The 16,267-nt window shown below is 33.8% G+C and carries 17 protein-coding genes; 10 read left to right on the forward strand and 7 right to left on the reverse strand.

What is annotated here, in order from left to right; genetic code table 11:
- The first annotated feature begins 2 nt into the window (after positions 1–2).
- The 10 genes from BA768_RS06740 to BA768_RS06785 all read left to right on the forward strand — a co-directional run bounded on the left by BA768_RS06740 (position 3) and on the right by BA768_RS06785 (position 7,596).
- Complete coding sequence (locus BA768_RS06740; protein ID WP_083206602.1) at positions 3–542, forward strand: 3-oxoacyl-ACP synthase; 540 nt, start codon at positions 3–5, stop codon at positions 540–542.
- 145 nt (positions 543–687) lie between these two features.
- Entirely contained in the window at positions 688–945 is a 258-nt protein-coding gene (locus BA768_RS06745) for a phosphopantetheine-binding protein (RefSeq protein ID WP_065720196.1), read from the forward strand.
- Between the two features lie 78 nt (positions 946–1,023).
- Positions 1,024–2,223 carry a beta-ketoacyl-[acyl-carrier-protein] synthase family protein gene (locus tag BA768_RS06750; RefSeq protein ID WP_065720197.1) on the forward strand — a complete coding sequence of 400 codons (1,200 nt, stop codon included), beginning with the start codon at positions 1,024–1,026 and terminating at the stop codon, positions 2,221–2,223.
- A complete protein-coding gene (locus BA768_RS06755; RefSeq protein ID WP_065720198.1) occupies positions 2,220–3,281 on the forward strand; it encodes a beta-ketoacyl synthase N-terminal-like domain-containing protein in 1,062 nt (353 codons plus the stop codon). The genes BA768_RS06750 and BA768_RS06755 overlap by 4 nt, the downstream gene beginning before the upstream one ends.
- Before the next feature lie 177 nt (positions 3,282–3,458).
- Positions 3,459–4,235, forward strand: a complete 777-nt coding sequence (locus tag BA768_RS06760) for a polysaccharide deacetylase family protein (RefSeq protein ID WP_065720199.1) — start codon at positions 3,459–3,461, stop codon at positions 4,233–4,235.
- 85 nt (positions 4,236–4,320) lie between these two features.
- The gene (locus tag BA768_RS06765) at positions 4,321–4,947 is read left to right on the forward strand and encodes a LolA family protein (protein ID WP_065720241.1); all 627 of its coding nucleotides are present in this window, start codon (positions 4,321–4,323) and stop codon (positions 4,945–4,947) included.
- Complete coding sequence (locus BA768_RS06770) at positions 4,913–5,554, forward strand: hypothetical protein (protein ID WP_065720200.1); 642 nt, start codon at positions 4,913–4,915, stop codon at positions 5,552–5,554. The genes BA768_RS06765 and BA768_RS06770 overlap by 35 nt, the downstream gene beginning before the upstream one ends.
- 3 nt (positions 5,555–5,557) lie before the next feature.
- Entirely contained in the window at positions 5,558–5,932 is a 375-nt protein-coding gene (locus tag BA768_RS06775) for a 3-hydroxyacyl-ACP dehydratase (protein ID WP_083206598.1), read from the forward strand.
- A 1-nt stretch (position 5,933) separates the two neighbouring features.
- Positions 5,934–6,419: a hypothetical protein gene (locus BA768_RS06780; protein ID WP_065720201.1), complete on the forward strand. Its 486-nt coding sequence runs from the start codon at positions 5,934–5,936 to the stop codon at positions 6,417–6,419.
- Positions 6,420–6,423: 4 nt separating this feature from the next.
- Positions 6,424–7,596, forward strand: coding sequence for a DUF2062 domain-containing protein (locus BA768_RS06785; protein WP_065720202.1), 1,173 nt, complete (start codon positions 6,424–6,426; stop codon positions 7,594–7,596).
- A gap of 124 nt (positions 7,597–7,720) precedes the next feature.
- Here the strand turns inward: BA768_RS06785 and BA768_RS06790 are convergent, their stop codons facing one another.
- The 7 genes from BA768_RS06790 to hutH form a co-directional block, all read right to left on the reverse strand.
- Positions 7,721–9,490, reverse strand: a complete 1,770-nt coding sequence (locus tag BA768_RS06790) for a C45 family autoproteolytic acyltransferase/hydolase (RefSeq protein WP_228388331.1) — start codon at positions 9,488–9,490, stop codon at positions 7,721–7,723.
- Positions 9,471–11,006: a phytoene desaturase family protein gene (locus BA768_RS06795; protein WP_065720203.1), complete on the reverse strand. Its 1,536-nt coding sequence runs from the start codon at positions 11,004–11,006 to the stop codon at positions 9,471–9,473. The genes BA768_RS06790 and BA768_RS06795 overlap by 20 nt, the downstream gene beginning before the upstream one ends.
- Before the next feature lie 344 nt (positions 11,007–11,350).
- Complete coding sequence (locus BA768_RS06800; RefSeq protein WP_065720204.1) at positions 11,351–12,235, reverse strand: lipid A biosynthesis acyltransferase; 885 nt, start codon at positions 12,233–12,235, stop codon at positions 11,351–11,353.
- 153 nt (positions 12,236–12,388) lie between these two features.
- Complete coding sequence (locus BA768_RS06805) at positions 12,389–12,643, reverse strand: acyl carrier protein (protein ID WP_034676871.1); 255 nt, start codon at positions 12,641–12,643, stop codon at positions 12,389–12,391.
- A gap of 4 nt (positions 12,644–12,647) precedes the next feature.
- Complete coding sequence (locus BA768_RS06810; protein ID WP_065720205.1) at positions 12,648–13,868, reverse strand: beta-ketoacyl-[acyl-carrier-protein] synthase family protein; 1,221 nt, start codon at positions 13,866–13,868, stop codon at positions 12,648–12,650.
- Between the two features lie 51 nt (positions 13,869–13,919).
- Positions 13,920–14,651 (reverse strand): 3-oxoacyl-ACP reductase FabG, encoded by a 732-nt coding sequence (gene fabG / locus BA768_RS06815; RefSeq protein WP_065720206.1) that lies wholly within the window; start codon positions 14,649–14,651, stop codon positions 13,920–13,922.
- 46 nt (positions 14,652–14,697) lie between these two features.
- Positions 14,698–16,218, reverse strand: a complete 1,521-nt coding sequence (hutH, locus tag BA768_RS06820) for a histidine ammonia-lyase (RefSeq protein ID WP_065720207.1) — start codon at positions 16,216–16,218, stop codon at positions 14,698–14,700.
- Positions 16,219–16,267 lie beyond the last annotated feature (49 nt).

Genomic DNA, 16,267 nt, shown 5'->3' on the forward strand with positions numbered 1-16,267 from the left:
CGATGAAGAAGACAGACATTTGCACCATAGAACAGTCAAAAATAATTCTCAATAATGAAATTATTTTTGAATCTCAAACCAAAAATTTTTCAGAATTTTCAAAGGAAGCTTATAAAAGTTTAGCATTAAATTATCCTAAATTTCATAAAATGGATAATCTAAGCAAACTCGCTTTTCTTGCTTCTGAAATGATTTTAAAAAACGACGACCACAGCAAAACAGCTTTAGTTTTTGCCAATAAGTCATCAAGTTTAGACACCGATTTTAAATATCAGGAAAGCATCAATTCTCAGGAAAATTATTTTCCGAGTCCTGCCGTTTTTGTTTATACCTTACCTAATATTTGCGTGGGTGAAATCAGCATCAAACATAAAATGCAGACAGAGAATGCGTTTTTTGTTTTAGACGAATTTGATGAAGAATTTTTAAATAACTACTCGACACAGATTCTGCAATCAGGAAAAGCTGAAAAAGTCTTGTGTGGTTGGGTAGAGCTATATCAGGAAAGTTATAATGCTTTCGTATATTTGCTGACATTATAAATTTGATAATTTGAAAATGTGCTGATTTGACAATGTAATTTTACAATCAAGATACAGCAATTATTCAGCAGAATATTAATTCAAATCAATATCTGATATAATACATTTTCAAATTATCTCTTTAACATATTTTCAAATTAAATTTATGGAAAACTTAAGAGAAGAATTAAAGCACAAAATCATCGAAGTACTTAATCTTGAAGACGTTGCAGCAGAAGAAATCAAAGATACAGATCCGTTGTTCGGAGGAGGTCTTGGTTTGGATTCTATTGATGCTTTGGAATTGATCGTACTTTTGGATAAAGAATACGGAATAAAATTAGCCGATCCGAAAAAAGGAAAAGAGATTTTCTCTTCTATCGACACCATGGCGAAATTCATTGAAGAAAACAGAACGAAATAAATTAATCTAACAATTTATCAATAAACAGTCTAGCAATTGGTAAACTGTCATATTGATACATTGATATATTATTAAAAAATGGGTCAAAAAATTGCCATAACAGGAATGGGAATCATTTCCGCCATTGGAAACAATGTTGAGGAAAATTTGAGTTCGTTAAAATCCGGAAAACACGGAATTTCAGACATTAGTTTGTTTGAGACCCGTCATGCCGGAAATATCAAAACTGGCGAGATCAAATTGTCTAATAAAGAGCTTGTTAAAAAACTTCAGTTAAATGAAGATAATAATGCAACAAGAACTTCTTTATTAGGAATGGTTGCCGCAAAAGAAGCCGTAGAAAGTGCCGGAATTTCAGACATTAATGAATATAAAACCGGACTCATTTCCTCAACCAGCGTTGGTGGAATGGATGTTACCGAAAAATATTTCTACACTTACGAAGACTTTCCTGAAAAGCAAAAATATATTGACGCACACGATGCAGGAAATTCATCCTTGCTAATTGCAGATTATTTGGGTCTAAAAGGTATGGTCTCAACCATCAGTACGGCTTGTTCATCTGCAGCCAATGCCATTATGATGGGTGCAAAACTGATTAAAAATGGTGTTTTAGATCGTGTAATTGTTGGCGGAACAGATTCACTTTCAAAGTTTACGTTGAACGGATTTAATACACTGATGATTTTGACTGATTCTTACAACACGCCTTTTGACAATAACAGAAAAGGTCTGAATTTGGGCGAGGCTGCTGCTTTTATCGTTTTGGAATCCGACGAAATTGTGAAAAAAGAAAATAAAAAAGTAATTGGTTATCTTTCAGGATACGGAAATGCGAATGATGCGCATCACCAAACCGCTTCCTCAGAAAACGGACAAGGCGCTTATTTGGCGATGGAAAAAGCATTGAAAGTTTCAGGTTTAGATAAAGAAAATATCGATTATATCAACGTTCACGGAACGGCAACTCCTAATAATGATCTTTCAGAAGGAATTGCTATGATTAGAATTTTTGGCGAAAATAATGTTCCGGAATTCAGTTCTACGAAAGCTTTTACAGGTCACACTTTGGCTGCTGCGGCGGGAATTGAAGCCGTTTATTCGCTTTTGGCCATTCAAAATAATGTCATTTTCCCGAATCTTAATTTTAAAACAAAGATGGAAGAATTTGATTTGGCACCTGTGACCGAACTCAAAGAGAAAAATATCAACCACGTTCTTTCCAATTCATTTGGTTTTGGGGGAAACTGTTCAACTTTAATTTTCTCGAAATCATGATTCCAGTTTACATCAACAGTGCAGCCTGTATATCGGTTCAGGACACTTTAAATGAAAATTTTTTCCAAAATCTTAAGCCTGAAAATTCAACTCAGGTTTTAAAAGCGATTGAACCTGTTTATAAAGAATTCATTCCGCCTGCGATGATAAGGAGAATGTCTAAAACCGTAAAGATGAGTTCTGTAGCATCTCAATATGCATTGAAAGAAGCCGGAATTGAAAATCCTGACGCCATCATTGTCGGAACAGGAATGGGCTGTTCCCAGGATTCTGAAAAATTTTTAAAAAATGTGATTGATAATAATGAAGAGTTTTTAACTCCGACATTCTTTATTCAGTCTACACACAATACCGTTGCGGGGCAAATTGCTTTAGGTTTGCAATGTCACGCGTACAATTTCACTTATGTGAATACTTCTTCGTCGCTGGAATTTTCATTTTTAGATGCTAAATTGCAGATCAATGACGGTGAAGCAGAAAATATTTTAGTTGGTTCAACAGACGAGCAAACCAACCGAACAATGGAATTGTACAGATTAAACAAAACCATTAAAAAAGAAGAAAATCTTCCCTTTGATTATCTAAACTCTACAACAGAGGGTGTTATTTGGGGAGAAGGAGCGAGTTTTTTCGTTTTAGGAAAAGACAAAACAGAAAATTCTTATGCTCAATTACATGATATCCAAATCAGCAGCAGATTAGATTTAGACGAAACTCAACAATTTATTGAAGATTTTTTAACTAAGAATAATTTAACTAAAAATGATATTGATGCTGTGATTTTAGGTTTCAGCGGAGATGCAAAATCGGATGCTTATTATACAAAAGCAATGGATTTATTTCAAAATTCGGCTTTGTTGTATTACAAACATTTAAGTGGGGAATTCAATACGGCAAGCGGTTTTTCAACATTTATGGCTTGTCATATTCTTAAAAACCAAGAAATTCCGGACGTGATGAGAATAAATGATTTGGAAAAAGAGGAAATTAAAACGATTCTTTTGTATAATCATTTGGGAGGAAGTGATCATAGTTTGGTTTTGTTGGGGAAAGCTTAATTTGTTGAGTTGCTTTTAACGCAAAGAGCGCAAAGATTTCACTCAGCAAAGATAAAACAGAGTCTTTGTCATTCAGAGCGGCACGAAGTGAAGCGTGGAATCTAAGCAATGCTAAAAAAAGCCGTTTAGCCTTTAAAAACCGGACATTTAAACCGAAAACTCAAAAACAATTAAAAGATGAAACATTATCCATTTATCTTATTTTATCTTTTCTGTAACGTTTTTATTTATTCGTTTCACGGGACATTTTGGGTGTATTTTTTCTGTTTCCTTGGGTTTATTGCAATTTTGGCTTGGGGTTCTTTTGATATTGAGCTGGGATATTTCGTTAACAGCATTACTCATAAAAGAACGAAAATCAAGGAAGTGGCTTTGACTTTTGATGATGGTCCAACAGAATTTACTCCGAAATATTTAGATCTATTAAAAGAAAATAATGTAAAAGCTACGTTTTTCTGCATTGGGAAACAAGTTGAAAAATATCCCGAAACGTTTCAAAGAATTATTGCCGAAGGTCATACGATCGGAAATCATACCTTTTCACATTCGAATGCGACAGGTTTTTTATCAACCTCGAAAATGGTTGAGGAAATCGAAAAATGTGATGAAGTGATGTTGAAAGTAGGAAATTTAAAAACTGATTTATACCGTCCTCCTTTTGGTGTCACCAATCCGAATATTGCAAAAGCCATCAAAAAAACTCACAAAAAAAGTATCGGCTGGAAAGTTCGTTCACTCGACACCATTACAGAAGATGAGAAAAAAATTTACCAAAAAGTCACCAAAGGATTAAAAAAAGGAAGTATAATACTTCTTCATGACACTTCAGAAAAAACCTACAATGTTTTAGTCGAATTATTGTTATTTTTGGAGCACGAAAAATTTTCTACATTTACCATTGAAAATATTTTTACCACAAAGAGAACAAAGCTTTTGCACAATGCACACAAGTAAATTGCATTAAAGATAATCTGTAAGGTCTTCTTTTATTGTGTTCTTAGTGATGAAAATATTAGAATCAACTTTTAAAAGTACATCAATGATTAAAAATATAGCTTTAAGCACTCTTTTATTAATTTCGAGTTTTGTTTTTGCACAAAACACACCGATGTCAACAGCGGAGTCAAAAGCATTTGTCACTAAAATTTCTTCAGAAACAAAAGAGATAAAAACCTTACAGACAGATTTTACCCAAACCAAAAAGATGGATTTTTTGGATAAAAATATCGTAACGCACGGAAAGATGTCTTTAAAAACACCGAATATACTGGCTTGGAAATACACAAAGCCTTATCAGTACAGCATTGTTTTTAAGGACAATAAAATTTTCATCAACGATCAGGGGAAAAAATCTTCGGTGGATGCAAAAAGTAAAACATTTGAAAAAATCAATAAACTGATTGTCGGAAGTTCGAACGGACAAATGTTCAATGATCCGGAATTTTCTGTGAGTTATTTTAAAAACGCGAATTCCAATATTGCAAAATTTACTCCGAAATCGGCACAATTGCTGAAATATATTAAGCAAATTGAACTTCATTTTCCTAAGAATCAATCAACGGTTTCACAGGTCAATATGATGGAAGCTTCGGGTGATACGACCAATATTGTTTTCAAAAACACTAAAATCAATGCGCCGATTGCTGCTTCGGAATTCAGTTTATAGTCTGATTTTCTTATTGTTTGTTTCTTGTAAAACTTACCAATTAACAAACGTAAAACCTATTTCCAATTCTCAAAAAACGGTTGAAAATTTATACTTTTCTTCCAATGAAGATTATGTTTATAAATGTCAGATGGATATTTACAATAATCACGTAAGCGGAATTTTAATATTAAAAAAAATTAATGCAAAAACTCATCGGGTTGTCATGACCTCTGATTTTGGAAATAAATTAATTGATTTTGAGATTTCAGAAAACGATTTTAAGCTCAATTATGTTCTTCCTGATTTGGATAAAAAAATTGTCATCAACTTTTTGAAAAATGACTTTCAGAAGCTTTTAAAGGAAAAATATGCTGTGAATGAAAGTTTTGAAAATGATTTATCCAATATATTTTATTCTAAAGCCGATAAAAAAGGATATTATCTAAGTTTTAATAAGGAAAACAGCTTACTGAAACAAATCGTTTACACGAAGGGTAATAAGGAAAAGATCTATTTTATATTTGAGGCTAAAAAACCTACTTTTGCAGAAATGATTGAAATTCAGCACAAGGATTTTAAAATCAATATAAAACTATTTCAAATCACTGAAACAGAAACAGAATAAACAATGCAAACGATACTTACAGATTTTTATACTTTACAATCATATGAAAAAGCAGAAAACGGAGGTTTTACGGCTCATATTCTGCTAAACAAAGATCACGATATTTTCAAGGGGCATTTTCCGGGAAATCCGGTAACACCCGGTGTTTGTATGATGCAGATTGTGAAAGAACTTACTGAAGAATTTATCGGCCGAAAATTATTTTTAAAAACGGCATCAAACGTAAAATTCATGGCCATTATCAACCCATTTGAAACGCCTGAATTGACGATGTCACTTAACATTAGTGAAAGTGAAACAGAAGTTAAAGTAAAAAACACAACCTCATTTGGCGAGACTATTGCATTGAAAATGTCGGTTAATTATACAAAAATATAGTATGAAACTGATATTATCTCTTTTGACAGGCTTGTTTCTATTTTTCCAAGGTGGCGATTTAGAAGCTTTGAGAAATGCTTATTCTAAAGCAAATTCTTCCAATGAAGGTACAAAAAACTTTATTGAAATTGCTGATAAAAAAACTTCTTCAGACCCTATAATCACTGGCTATAAAGCTGCTGCAGATATTTTGGAAGCCAAAGTAACAACTGAAAAAAACAAAAGAAAATCTTTTGTAAAATCGGGAGCAACGAGTTTGGAAAGCGTTATCAAAGCAAATCCAAACAATGTTGAGTTGAGATTAATCAGAATGAGTGTTCAGGAAAATATTCCGAAAATTGTTGGGTATAATAAAAATCTTAAAGAAGATAAAACCTTTATCCTGAGTAATTATTCTAAGCAAAATTCTGCACTAAAAACATATGTCAGAAAATTTGCCATGCAGTCTAAAACAATGACTGCAGCTGAAAAAAATTCATTAAAATAAACAAATGATACTTTCTGAAGTTAAAGACGCAATTTCCGAAAGGAAAATATGTGTTTTGATTCCAACTTACAACAATGAAAAAACCCTGAAAAGAGTTATTGATGGTGTTTTAGATTATACCGAAAATATTATTGTTGTAAATGACGGTTCTACCGATTCTACTTCAGAAATTCTCAAACACTATACTCAAATAAACGTTTTAAATCTTCCGGAAAACAAAGGAAAAGGCAATGGTTTAAAAACAGGTTTTAGAAAAGCCAAAGAATTAGGTTTTGACTATGCGATAACCATAGATTCTGATGGACAGCATTATCCCGATGATATTCCTGTCTTTGTGGAAGCTATGGTTGATGAAAATGAAGATGTTTTACTCATTGGAAACCGCAACATGTCTCAGGACGGAATTCCTAAAAAAAGCAGCTTCGGAAACCGTTTTTCAAATTTCTGGTTTTGGTTTGAAACCGGGATCAAGCTTGAAGACACCCAATCCGGTTATCGTTTATATCCCCTACATAAAATTCCGAAAAAATATTTTACTCCAAAGTTTGAGTTTGAAATCGAAATTATTGTACGAACAGCCTGGCGACACGTTCCCGTAAAAAATGTTCCGATAAAAGTCTTGTACGACCCCGCAGAAAGGGTTTCGCACTTCAGACCGTTCAAAGATTTTACTCGAATCAGCATTCTCAATACAATTCTAGTGACCATTACTTTGCTTTATATTATTCCGCGAAACTTCGTGAATAATTTCAAAAAAAAAAGCTTTAAAAGATTCATCAAAGAAGATGTTTTAGAAAGTGAAGGAACAAACCGCATCAAAGCTTTTTCAATTGCGCTCGGTGTGTTTATTGGTTTTTCTCCTTTTTGGGGATTCCACACCCTTTTGGTGATTTCTCTGGCTGTTTTATTCAAGCTGAATAAAGTTCTTGCTTTTGTCGCTTCGAATGTGAGCCTGCCCCCATTCATTCCTTTTATTATCGTGGCTTCTCTGTTTCTCGGCTCGCCCTTTGTATCTGGAAACAGTGATTTTCTCAATCAGGAATGGAATTTTGATCTCGTAAAAAACAACATTCTTCAATACGTTGTCGGAAGTTTGATTTTAGCAAGTACAATGTCTGTTATTACGGGAATTGTAACTTTTTTGTTTTTAAATAAAGTGAATCCGGAGAATAATTAATTTTTTTGGGAGCCTATTCCTGCTTTCGCTACTCGCTTTTTCTGGTTTTTGTTGCGGCACAAAAACCAGAAAAGAGCTCAAACAGGCCGCTCAATCAGGGCTAAACTTCTCTCATAATTACAAATTATCTCAACTTCTTCAACGTTTTTTTCAGATATTTCCCAACATTTTCTTTGTCAGGAATAGTTGTAATTTCTTTGGTCAAAGCTCTTTCAAATTCAGTTTTAGCGCGTTGATAATCATGAAGCTTGTAATAATATTTTCCGGCTAAATAATAACCCAACCAATAATCCGGGTTTAAAGATTGATATTCTAGTGTAAAATCTTCGCTCAACACAATATTATCTTTATCAATTGCATCTGTTATTTCAGATTGCATTAATTTATACATCTCATAATTTTCGAACTCCTGGGAATCCACAAAAGGATCTTTAGCAATATTCATATTTGATTTTGCGAATTCACCACTCTTTAATCTTTTATCTGAAAAAATTTCATTTAAATCATAACAGACAAATTCTCCCAATTGATATGGGTTTGACGAAACCCAAACCAATTTCTTCTCAGGCGAAAAAATCACTGCATGATGTGCCAAAAGCTGATTAATTGCTTTTTCATTGCCGTAACCAATCTTTTCGCCTTTCAAACCCGATTGATCTCTTAAAATCGCAGCCATTTTTTCAGGATTCAGTTTTTTATCTTCCTGTAAAAGCTCCTGAAGCTTTTCGTAACGGTATTCAGAATGACTTTCTACAATATGCTTCTGATTTCTTTTATCATTTTTATAAGCATCCGACTGAAAATGATTCGTACAAAAAACCTTGCTCGAATTAGCAACATCATAAACACCGAAATTCTTAGGCGAAACTTCAATAATCACCGCTTTTTTGTCATTTGCACTTCCTACCAAAATCGATTCAGAAACAAAAACTTTTCGCTTTTTGGCGATCTCAATTGCTTCATCAATATTCTTTGCATATTGTAAAATCTCTCTTGTCACCAAAGAAATTGGAGTTTTCGCCGTCAAGGGAATTTTCGATTTCCCGGCATTAATTGTCACCGTAATTCCTTCTTTATTCATCCCAGAAACTACGCCAATCATTCCGGGCCAGCTTACCGACAGATAAGGAATCCCATTTTCGGGTTCAACTAATTCTATTAATTTATTTTTAGCAAAATCATCACCGACATAAAAATCAAAATTTCTTCCAATCAATAGATCTCCATCTTCAGTATTTTCATTCCAGACAGCAAGAGAAGTACAACCCACCATCATCAGATCCTGCATGGCGTGACCAATATCATGAGCGCCATGCAAATACATACTCCTCTGAAATTTTGGAGCAATAAAATTATATTTTTCCGATGAATAATGAGATAAGCCATACAACTCTGCCTGAAAATCATTTCTTACATTCAGATACATTTTCCGGTTGTACCATTTCAGAAATCCTCTCAAAAGATTTTGCTTGAATTTTGAAGGAACAAAACCTTCTACCTTAGAAAAGAAAATTTCTTCCTGTTTCTGCATTAAATTTTGCGTCAAAGCACCGTTGTTATACCCTAACTGTAGAGGATTTCCTTTGATATACAATTCCCAAAGCTGCTGTTTATTCTTCGTTAAATAATTTTGGTTAAAGCTGAATGTAGAATCGTTGACCTTCTCAACTTTCGGAATTTCTAAAGAATATTGTTGTACATCGGGAAGATGTTCTATTGATTTTCGAATTCCACAAGATGTGAGGATGAGACAAAGGTTTAAACTGAGAAAGATTAAGATTAACGTTCTGTCTTTTCGACGAAAGGAGAAATCTATTTTTTTTAAGTTAGATTCTTCATTGCGCTTCGCTTCGCTATGGATGATAAAAATATTTTTAGAATTCATTATTCTCATGAATCATTTGTTTTAATCGTTCATCCATTAATTCTTTTCCTAAAATTTCTGCGCAGGTATTAAAAGCACCAATAGTACAGCCTAAAATCCCATGCATATTGACCGATTGACCGGTAAGAAAAAGATTATTAATCTTCGTTCGTGGCGAAACCATTGTTTTTAAAGGATTTTCAGAGGTTTTGGAATATCCGTACATATTTCCTTCAAAACTTCCGATATAATCGCGATAAGAAAGTGGAGAAGATGTATAAATATTTTTAATCGAAGCTCTTAGGTCAGGAAATTTCTTTTCCAGCGCATCAATCATTTTTTCTGCTTTTTTAAGCTTAAATTTTTCGTATAATTGCCCTCTTTCATATTCATCTGTGATCGTATTGAATGTATTTTCCCATTCTTTTACTTCCTCAAAACTCATATAAGAAATTGCCGTTAAGCTTTCTGCAAACTCTTCATTTTTCTTCGAAGGCGTCGATGAAAGCATATAAGTTTCAGGCCAGTTTTCTTTTTTATATTTAAAAGCGTTCCAGACTAAATCTTCCGAAGAGTAATGGTAAATATTATAATTAAAATTCGGAACCTCATTCGGTTTTAAAACCAAATACACACTGAAACAAGATGAAATCGGTTCCCAACTTAAAACCCGATTAACGAACGATTTCTTCAGTCTTTTTTCTCCAATTAATTGGATCATTGACCGAATTTCAATATTTGAAATGAAAAGATTTGCATGAAATTCTTTTCCGGAAGATGTTTTTACTCCCCTTAGAATATCTTTATCATCAAAAATCATTTCTGAAACTTCAGAATGCTTAAAAACCTCGGCTCCGTATTCTCTCAGTTTTCTAATCAGTAATTTTGAAATCTGGCTTCCTCCTTTTACGCATTTATAAGAACTTTGAATATAAGAATTCACTGTCAAAGCATGAACGTAAAATGGTGTATTTTCAGAATCTCCTGCATACAGAAAATTTGAGCCCAGTAAAACAGCCTGCAATTTTTCATTGGAAGTAATCGATTCTATGAAACGTTTAGTATTCAAATGCAGAATTTCTTCATTATAATTATCTTTGCCTACAACATTATATCTCGGAAAATAATTGCATATCTCCTGAATCTCCTGACAATAGATTTCCAAATTCTGTCTTTCATCAGGGAAAAATTGTGCTAGTTGTTCAACAAAATTTGTGTAACCTTGCGCATGAGGATATTCTGTAGAATCATCCCCGAATGTAATCTTATCATAACCATCAACATCCATTTTCTGAAGTTCGAGGTCATTCATAATTTCTAAGTAAGAAAAAAAATGATAAAGGTTTTGTCCTTGTGAAAGTCCACCAATGTAATGGACTCCGGTATCAAAAATTAATTTATCTCTTGAAAATGTCTGAAGATTTCCGCCATATTGATTGTTTTTTTCTAAAACACAAACTTTCAGGCCTTGTTTCGCCAGAATAAGTGCCGAAACAAGACCTCCTAGTCCGCTTCCAATAACCAATATGTCGTAGTTTTTTTTCAAATTCTGATTATAGTTTTAATGGTAAAAGGTACAAAAGTTTATCAAACTTTTAGTATAAATATTCTTGTTTAAAACGCAAAGCTCGCAAAGGTTTTTTTGAAATGATTGAAAATATTTTCCGTTCTCAGAGGTGTTTCACTCAGCAAAAAGAAAAATTACTTACTTATAAGGAAACCTAAGTGGCTTTTGGAAAAGCCTGTTAAATTTATGTACGTCAAAAGTCAAAGATTTCCCACAGATTCCACAGATTTTCACAGATCTAAAAGCGCATCTATTTTAACTTTCCATCTGTATCTCGCTGAATTTCTATTGGCTCTTTTTACTTTTAACTTGGTTCTTTAAAATCAGTCTACATCATCCCAAAAGTCGAAATAATTGAACCACTGAAGCGGATATTTTTTAATCATTGATTCAAGATTCTGGGTGTAGGAGTTTAAAAGTCCTTGTGAATCACGTTTTTTGACGTTTTGAGCAACTCTTGCATACAAATGATAATGAAGATTTTTTTCTTTCATCACGTACACATAAACCACCGGAACGCCTAATCTTGAGGCAATCATGAAAGGTCCGGCCGGAAATTTTGCGCTTTTGCCCAACAAATCTGCTTCAAGAAATTTCGAACCTTCGAAATAACGGTCGCCTGTAAAACAAATGAGTTCGTTTTTCGACAAAGCCTCATTAATCTCGAAAATATGCGACATATCTTCTTTCACATAGATGAATTTCATATTGGTCGCTTTTATTGAAACACTTTCCAGATATTCTTTAATGACTGTAACTTCCTGATCTGTTGTGACTAAATTAATCTGACAATCGAAATCAATGTCTGCAAAAAAATGTTCAGCAATTTCGAAATTTCCGATGTGTGCACTGATAAGAACGCCACCTTTTTTCTCTGCTAAAAGATTTCTGAGATTTTCTATTCCGTCGAATTCGTAGGTGTATTTATTTCTTAAACCCGCAGAAATGGCAGTTTTGTCAATCAGAATTGTTCCGAAAGTGAAGTAACTTTTAAACAGGGAAATTTTTGTCTTCCAAAATCCGTAATTGAGTCTTTTCTGAAAGTAATATCTGTAGTATTTATTGCTTTTTTTTTCGAATAAAAAGTAGTAGAAAGCAACAAAATACAGAACGAAATATGAGCTTCGGATTCCGACATTTCTAATACACCAGACGAAAATCTGATAGCCCAAAATGGAGCCTTTAGATTTACCTTTCCACTTGTTCATAAAAACTAATTTTTAATGCAAAGTTCGCAAAGATTTTTTTGAAATGATTGAAAATATTTTCACTGCAAAGGCGTTTGACACCTCGAATCTTTGATTTCACTCAGTCAGCGAAAAACATCCAATTTTAAATAGAAAATAAATTTAAATCAATAATTAACCGTTTTTTTCTGCGATTTTGTTTTCGATTGTTGAATAGAAATCTTCGAATGTGATGATATTTTTGAAGTCTGCTTCGCCTAATTTCACACCAAAATTTGATTCGATAACTACAACCATATCAATATAATCTAAGCTGTCTAAGCCCAGAGTTGTCTTAAAATTTGCTTCATTGCTGATTTCATCACCATCAACTTCAAATTCGTTTACCAAAAAATCATTAACAATAGTAATAATTTTCTCTCTTTCCATGTTTTTAATCAAATTTTTTAACTATTAGTGCGGAATTGGTACCGCCAAATCCAAAAGAATTTGACAAAAATACGTCAATTTTTTGATTTTTTGTCTCTGCTATAAGATTTATCTTTTTAGCCTCATCATCAGGACTTTCCAGATTGATATTAGGAGCGACAAAATCATTCTGCATCATCAGAATCGAGTAAATAACTTCACTTGCTCCCGCCATCCAACATTCGTGACCGGTCATCGATTTCGTAGAACTTACCGGAACATCACTTCCAAAAATCTCATGAATAGCTCTCGCTTCATTGGCATCTCCAATCGGTGTAGAAGTTGCGTGAGCATTAATATAATCGATGTCTGCCGCGTTTAAACCTGATTGTTTCAGCGCTCTGTTCATTGCCAAAGCCGGACCGTCAACATTTGGTGTAGAAATATGCCCGCCGTTTGACGAAAATCCGTAACCAACGATTTCTGCGATAATATTTGCACCTCTTTTTTGGGCTGATTCTAAGCTTTCAACAATCAAAGAAGCCGCTCCACCACTTGGAATTAAGCCGTCTCTTTCAGAATCGAATGGTCTTGAAGCTTTCTGTGGCTCATTTTCTCTCACCGAAAAAACGCCCAATCCGTCAAAACTTGCCATTGAATATTTGTTGGTTTCCTGAGCTCCACCACAAACAATCATCTCCTGAAAACCGTTTTTAATCATCATATAAGCCAGCCCCAAAGAATGCGAACCGCTTGCACAGGCTGCACTGATCGTCAAATTAATTCCTCTTAATTTAAAAATGGTCGAAAGATTCATCGTCACCGTAGAATTCATCGATTTGAAAATCGCACCAGAACCCATCAATGTAGTATCTTTTTTCTCTCTTGCAATGTCGATAGATTCTACAACTGCCTGAGAAACACTGTCATTTCCGTATAAAATTCCGACCTCATTTTGGTCTAAAAAATCCTGGTCGATATTTGCCTGTATTAAAGCATCAAGTGTTGCGATGTAGGCATATTCGCTTTCTTCGCCCATGCTTACACGCTGTCTTCTGCTGAGAAGATTTTTTAGATCGGGTTTCGGAACTACGCCTGTAAGTCCGGATCTGAAACCGAATTCTTTCCTATTTTCGTCTAAAACAATCCCTGATTTTCCTTGATAAAGGGATTCCTTCACTTCTTCCAAAGAAGTGCCGATGCAGGAATAAATTCCCATTCCGGTAATGACTACCCTATTTTCCATTTTATAAATTCAAGATTTAAAATTCAAAGCTTAAAACTATAACTCTAAATTTTAAGAATAAATTCCTCCGTTAATATTAATTACTTCACCTGTAATGTAAGATGATTTTTTTGATGCAAGAAAGACGACCAAATCTGCCACTTCTTCCGCTTCACCAAACCGGTTTGCAGGAATCATTGCTTTCAATTCATCTTCGTTAAATTCCTGAGTCATATCGGTTTTGATAAAACCCGGCGCCACTGCATTCACGGTGATATTTCTTTTGGCAACTTCCTGAGCCAAAGCTTTTGTAGCTCCGACCAAAGCACCTTTCGCTGCAGAATAATTGGTTTGCCCAGCCGTTCCTTTAACGCCTGAGACAGAAACCATATTGATAATTCTGCCGTATTTATTTCTCAATAACTTCTGGATGAAGAAGTTTGTAACATTGTAAAAACCATTTAAACTTGTGTTGATTACAGAGTTCCAGTCTTCACTCGGCATCCACATAAACAGACCGTCTCTTGTGATCCCGGCATTGTTTACAATTACCTCAACAACAGATTTTGGATTATTTTCCTGCCATTCATTTAAAACCTTTTGGGCTTCTTCTGCATTTCCTACATCAAATTTGAGGATTTCTCCTGTAGAACCCAACTCTTCAACTTTAGCCAAAGTTTCCTTTGCTGCAGCTTCGTTTGAAGTATAATTAATTAAAATATGATAATTTTTTTCTTCAGCCAGTTTTATACAGATTGCTCTTCCGATTCCTCGTGAACCACCTGTTATAATTGCACATTTCATATGTACTTAGTTTTATATTTTATTGACAACTTAAAGCAGCCAATAATTACGTTGTCTTTAAATATTTTTTTACTTCCTCCAAATACGGATACATTATCATATCACTTGAAAAGGCAGGAATAATTCTTCTGATCTCATCATATAACTCTTTTGTTTTTGATGAAATTTTATCCTGAAAACCAAGATATTCAATCGCCTGAACAATCGTAATCGCTTCAATAGAAAGAACTTCAAAAGCATTTTCAATGACTTTTCTGCAAATTACTGCCGCATTCGTCCCCATACTTACAATATCCTGATTGTCATTATTATTAGGAATACTGTGCACATACATCGGATTTGACAACATTTGGCTTTCTGCCGTTGTAGAAGTCGCCGTGAACTGAACGCCCTGCATCCCGAAATTAAACCCTAATTTACCTAAATTTACGAATGGAGGCAAAATTTCGTTAATTTTTGAATTTAAAAGATAATTCAGTTGTCTTTCAGCTAGCATAGTCAACTTTGTCACAACAATTTTCAGCTTATCCATTTCCAAAGAAATATAGTCACCATGGAAGTTTCCTCCATGATAAACGTGTTGATCTTCAACATTGATAATAGGATTATCATTGGCTGAGTTAATCTCATTCTCCAACACTTTTTCAGTATATTCTAAAGTATCTAAAACCGGACCCAAAATCTGAGGGACACATCTCAATGAATAGTATTCCTGAACTTTTTCTTTGAAAACCTTTTCCTGCTCTTCAAAATGAGTGTATAAATGGTCTGCTCTTTTTCTTATTAATTGACTATCAGATAAATGATTTCTCATCTTTTCAGCAATTTTCTGCTGACCGATGTGAAGTTTTGTTCCGTTTAAAGCTTTTGATAAATGGTCGTCATATGCCTGAACGATTTCATTAATAGCACAAGATAATTTAATGGATATTTCAGTTAACTGATTGGCTTTGTATGCATTTACAATCCCAATTCCAGACATCACAGAAGTTCCGTTCATTAAAGCTAAACCTTCACGAATTTCCACCTGGATCGGTTCTAATCCTTCCGTTTCAAAAACTTCTTTTGTCGATTTTCTTTCGCCTTTATAAAAAACTTCGCCTTCGCCAATTAATACCAAAGCCAAATGGGCCAATTGAACTAAATCCCCACTTGCACCAACACCACCGTGTTCAAAAATCAACGGTGTAATATCTCTGTTAATTAATTCTTTAAGTAAATTAACGACAGATTCATGAACTCCCGAATTTCCTAATGATAAAGTATTTAGTCTTGCCAACATACAGGCTTTAACTTCATCTGCAGGAAGTGGATTTCCGATACCTGAAGAGTGACTTCTGATCAGATTATATTGAAGCTGATGCGTATCTTCATCAGAAATTTTAAATTGAGCCATTGGTCCGAAACCGGTGTTGACTCCATAAATTACTTTATTTTTTGAAAATTCTTTAAGAAAAGAAAAACTCTCATTCACTCTCTGGAGAAGTGATGAATCTAATTCTATGCGTTCGTTTTCGATAATAATTCTCTGAAAATCTTTCAGTTCTAAAAAGTTATTTATTTTCATTAATTAAAAGTAATAATATATAATTTTGTAGGATATAATTAATTGTCAT

Origin of the sequence: Chryseobacterium sp. CBo1, from assembly GCF_001693475.1 — a bacterium.
GTDB lineage: Bacteria > Bacteroidota > Bacteroidia > Flavobacteriales > Weeksellaceae > Chryseobacterium > Chryseobacterium formosense.

What these genes read in the sequence shown, in the direction of transcription:
- BA768_RS06740 (WP_083206602.1), top strand. Translation starts at nt 3, where the DNA reads ATGAAGAAGACAGACATTTGCACCATAGAACAGTCAAAAATAATTCTC.
- BA768_RS06745 (WP_065720196.1), top strand. Translation starts at nt 688, where the DNA reads ATGGAAAACTTAAGAGAAGAATTAAAGCACAAAATCATCGAAGTACTT.
- BA768_RS06750 (WP_065720197.1), top strand. Translation starts at nt 1,024, where the DNA reads ATGGGTCAAAAAATTGCCATAACAGGAATGGGAATCATTTCCGCCATT.
- BA768_RS06755 (WP_065720198.1), top strand. Translation starts at nt 2,220, where the DNA reads ATGATTCCAGTTTACATCAACAGTGCAGCCTGTATATCGGTTCAGGAC.
- BA768_RS06760 (WP_065720199.1), top strand. Translation starts at nt 3,459, where the DNA reads ATGAAACATTATCCATTTATCTTATTTTATCTTTTCTGTAACGTTTTT.
- BA768_RS06765 (WP_065720241.1), top strand. Translation starts at nt 4,321, where the DNA reads ATGATTAAAAATATAGCTTTAAGCACTCTTTTATTAATTTCGAGTTTT.
- BA768_RS06770 (WP_065720200.1), top strand. Translation starts at nt 4,913, where the DNA reads ATGCGCCGATTGCTGCTTCGGAATTCAGTTTATAGTCTGATTTTCTTA.
- BA768_RS06775 (WP_083206598.1), top strand. Translation starts at nt 5,558, where the DNA reads ATGCAAACGATACTTACAGATTTTTATACTTTACAATCATATGAAAAA.
- BA768_RS06780 (WP_065720201.1), top strand. Translation starts at nt 5,934, where the DNA reads ATGAAACTGATATTATCTCTTTTGACAGGCTTGTTTCTATTTTTCCAA.
- BA768_RS06785 (WP_065720202.1), top strand. Translation starts at nt 6,424, where the DNA reads ATGATACTTTCTGAAGTTAAAGACGCAATTTCCGAAAGGAAAATATGT.
- BA768_RS06790 (WP_228388331.1), bottom strand. Translation starts at nt 9,490, where the DNA reads ATGAGAATAATGAATTCTAAAAATATTTTTATCATCCATAGCGAAGCG.
- BA768_RS06800 (WP_065720204.1), bottom strand. Translation starts at nt 12,235, where the DNA reads ATGAACAAGTGGAAAGGTAAATCTAAAGGCTCCATTTTGGGCTATCAG.
- BA768_RS06805 (WP_034676871.1), bottom strand. Translation starts at nt 12,643, where the DNA reads ATGGAAAGAGAGAAAATTATTACTATTGTTAATGATTTTTTGGTAAAC.
- BA768_RS06810 (WP_065720205.1), bottom strand. Translation starts at nt 13,868, where the DNA reads ATGGAAAATAGGGTAGTCATTACCGGAATGGGAATTTATTCCTGCATC.
- fabG (WP_065720206.1), bottom strand. Translation starts at nt 14,651, where the DNA reads ATGAAATGTGCAATTATAACAGGTGGTTCACGAGGAATCGGAAGAGCA.
- hutH (WP_065720207.1), bottom strand. Translation starts at nt 16,218, where the DNA reads ATGAAAATAAATAACTTTTTAGAACTGAAAGATTTTCAGAGAATTATT.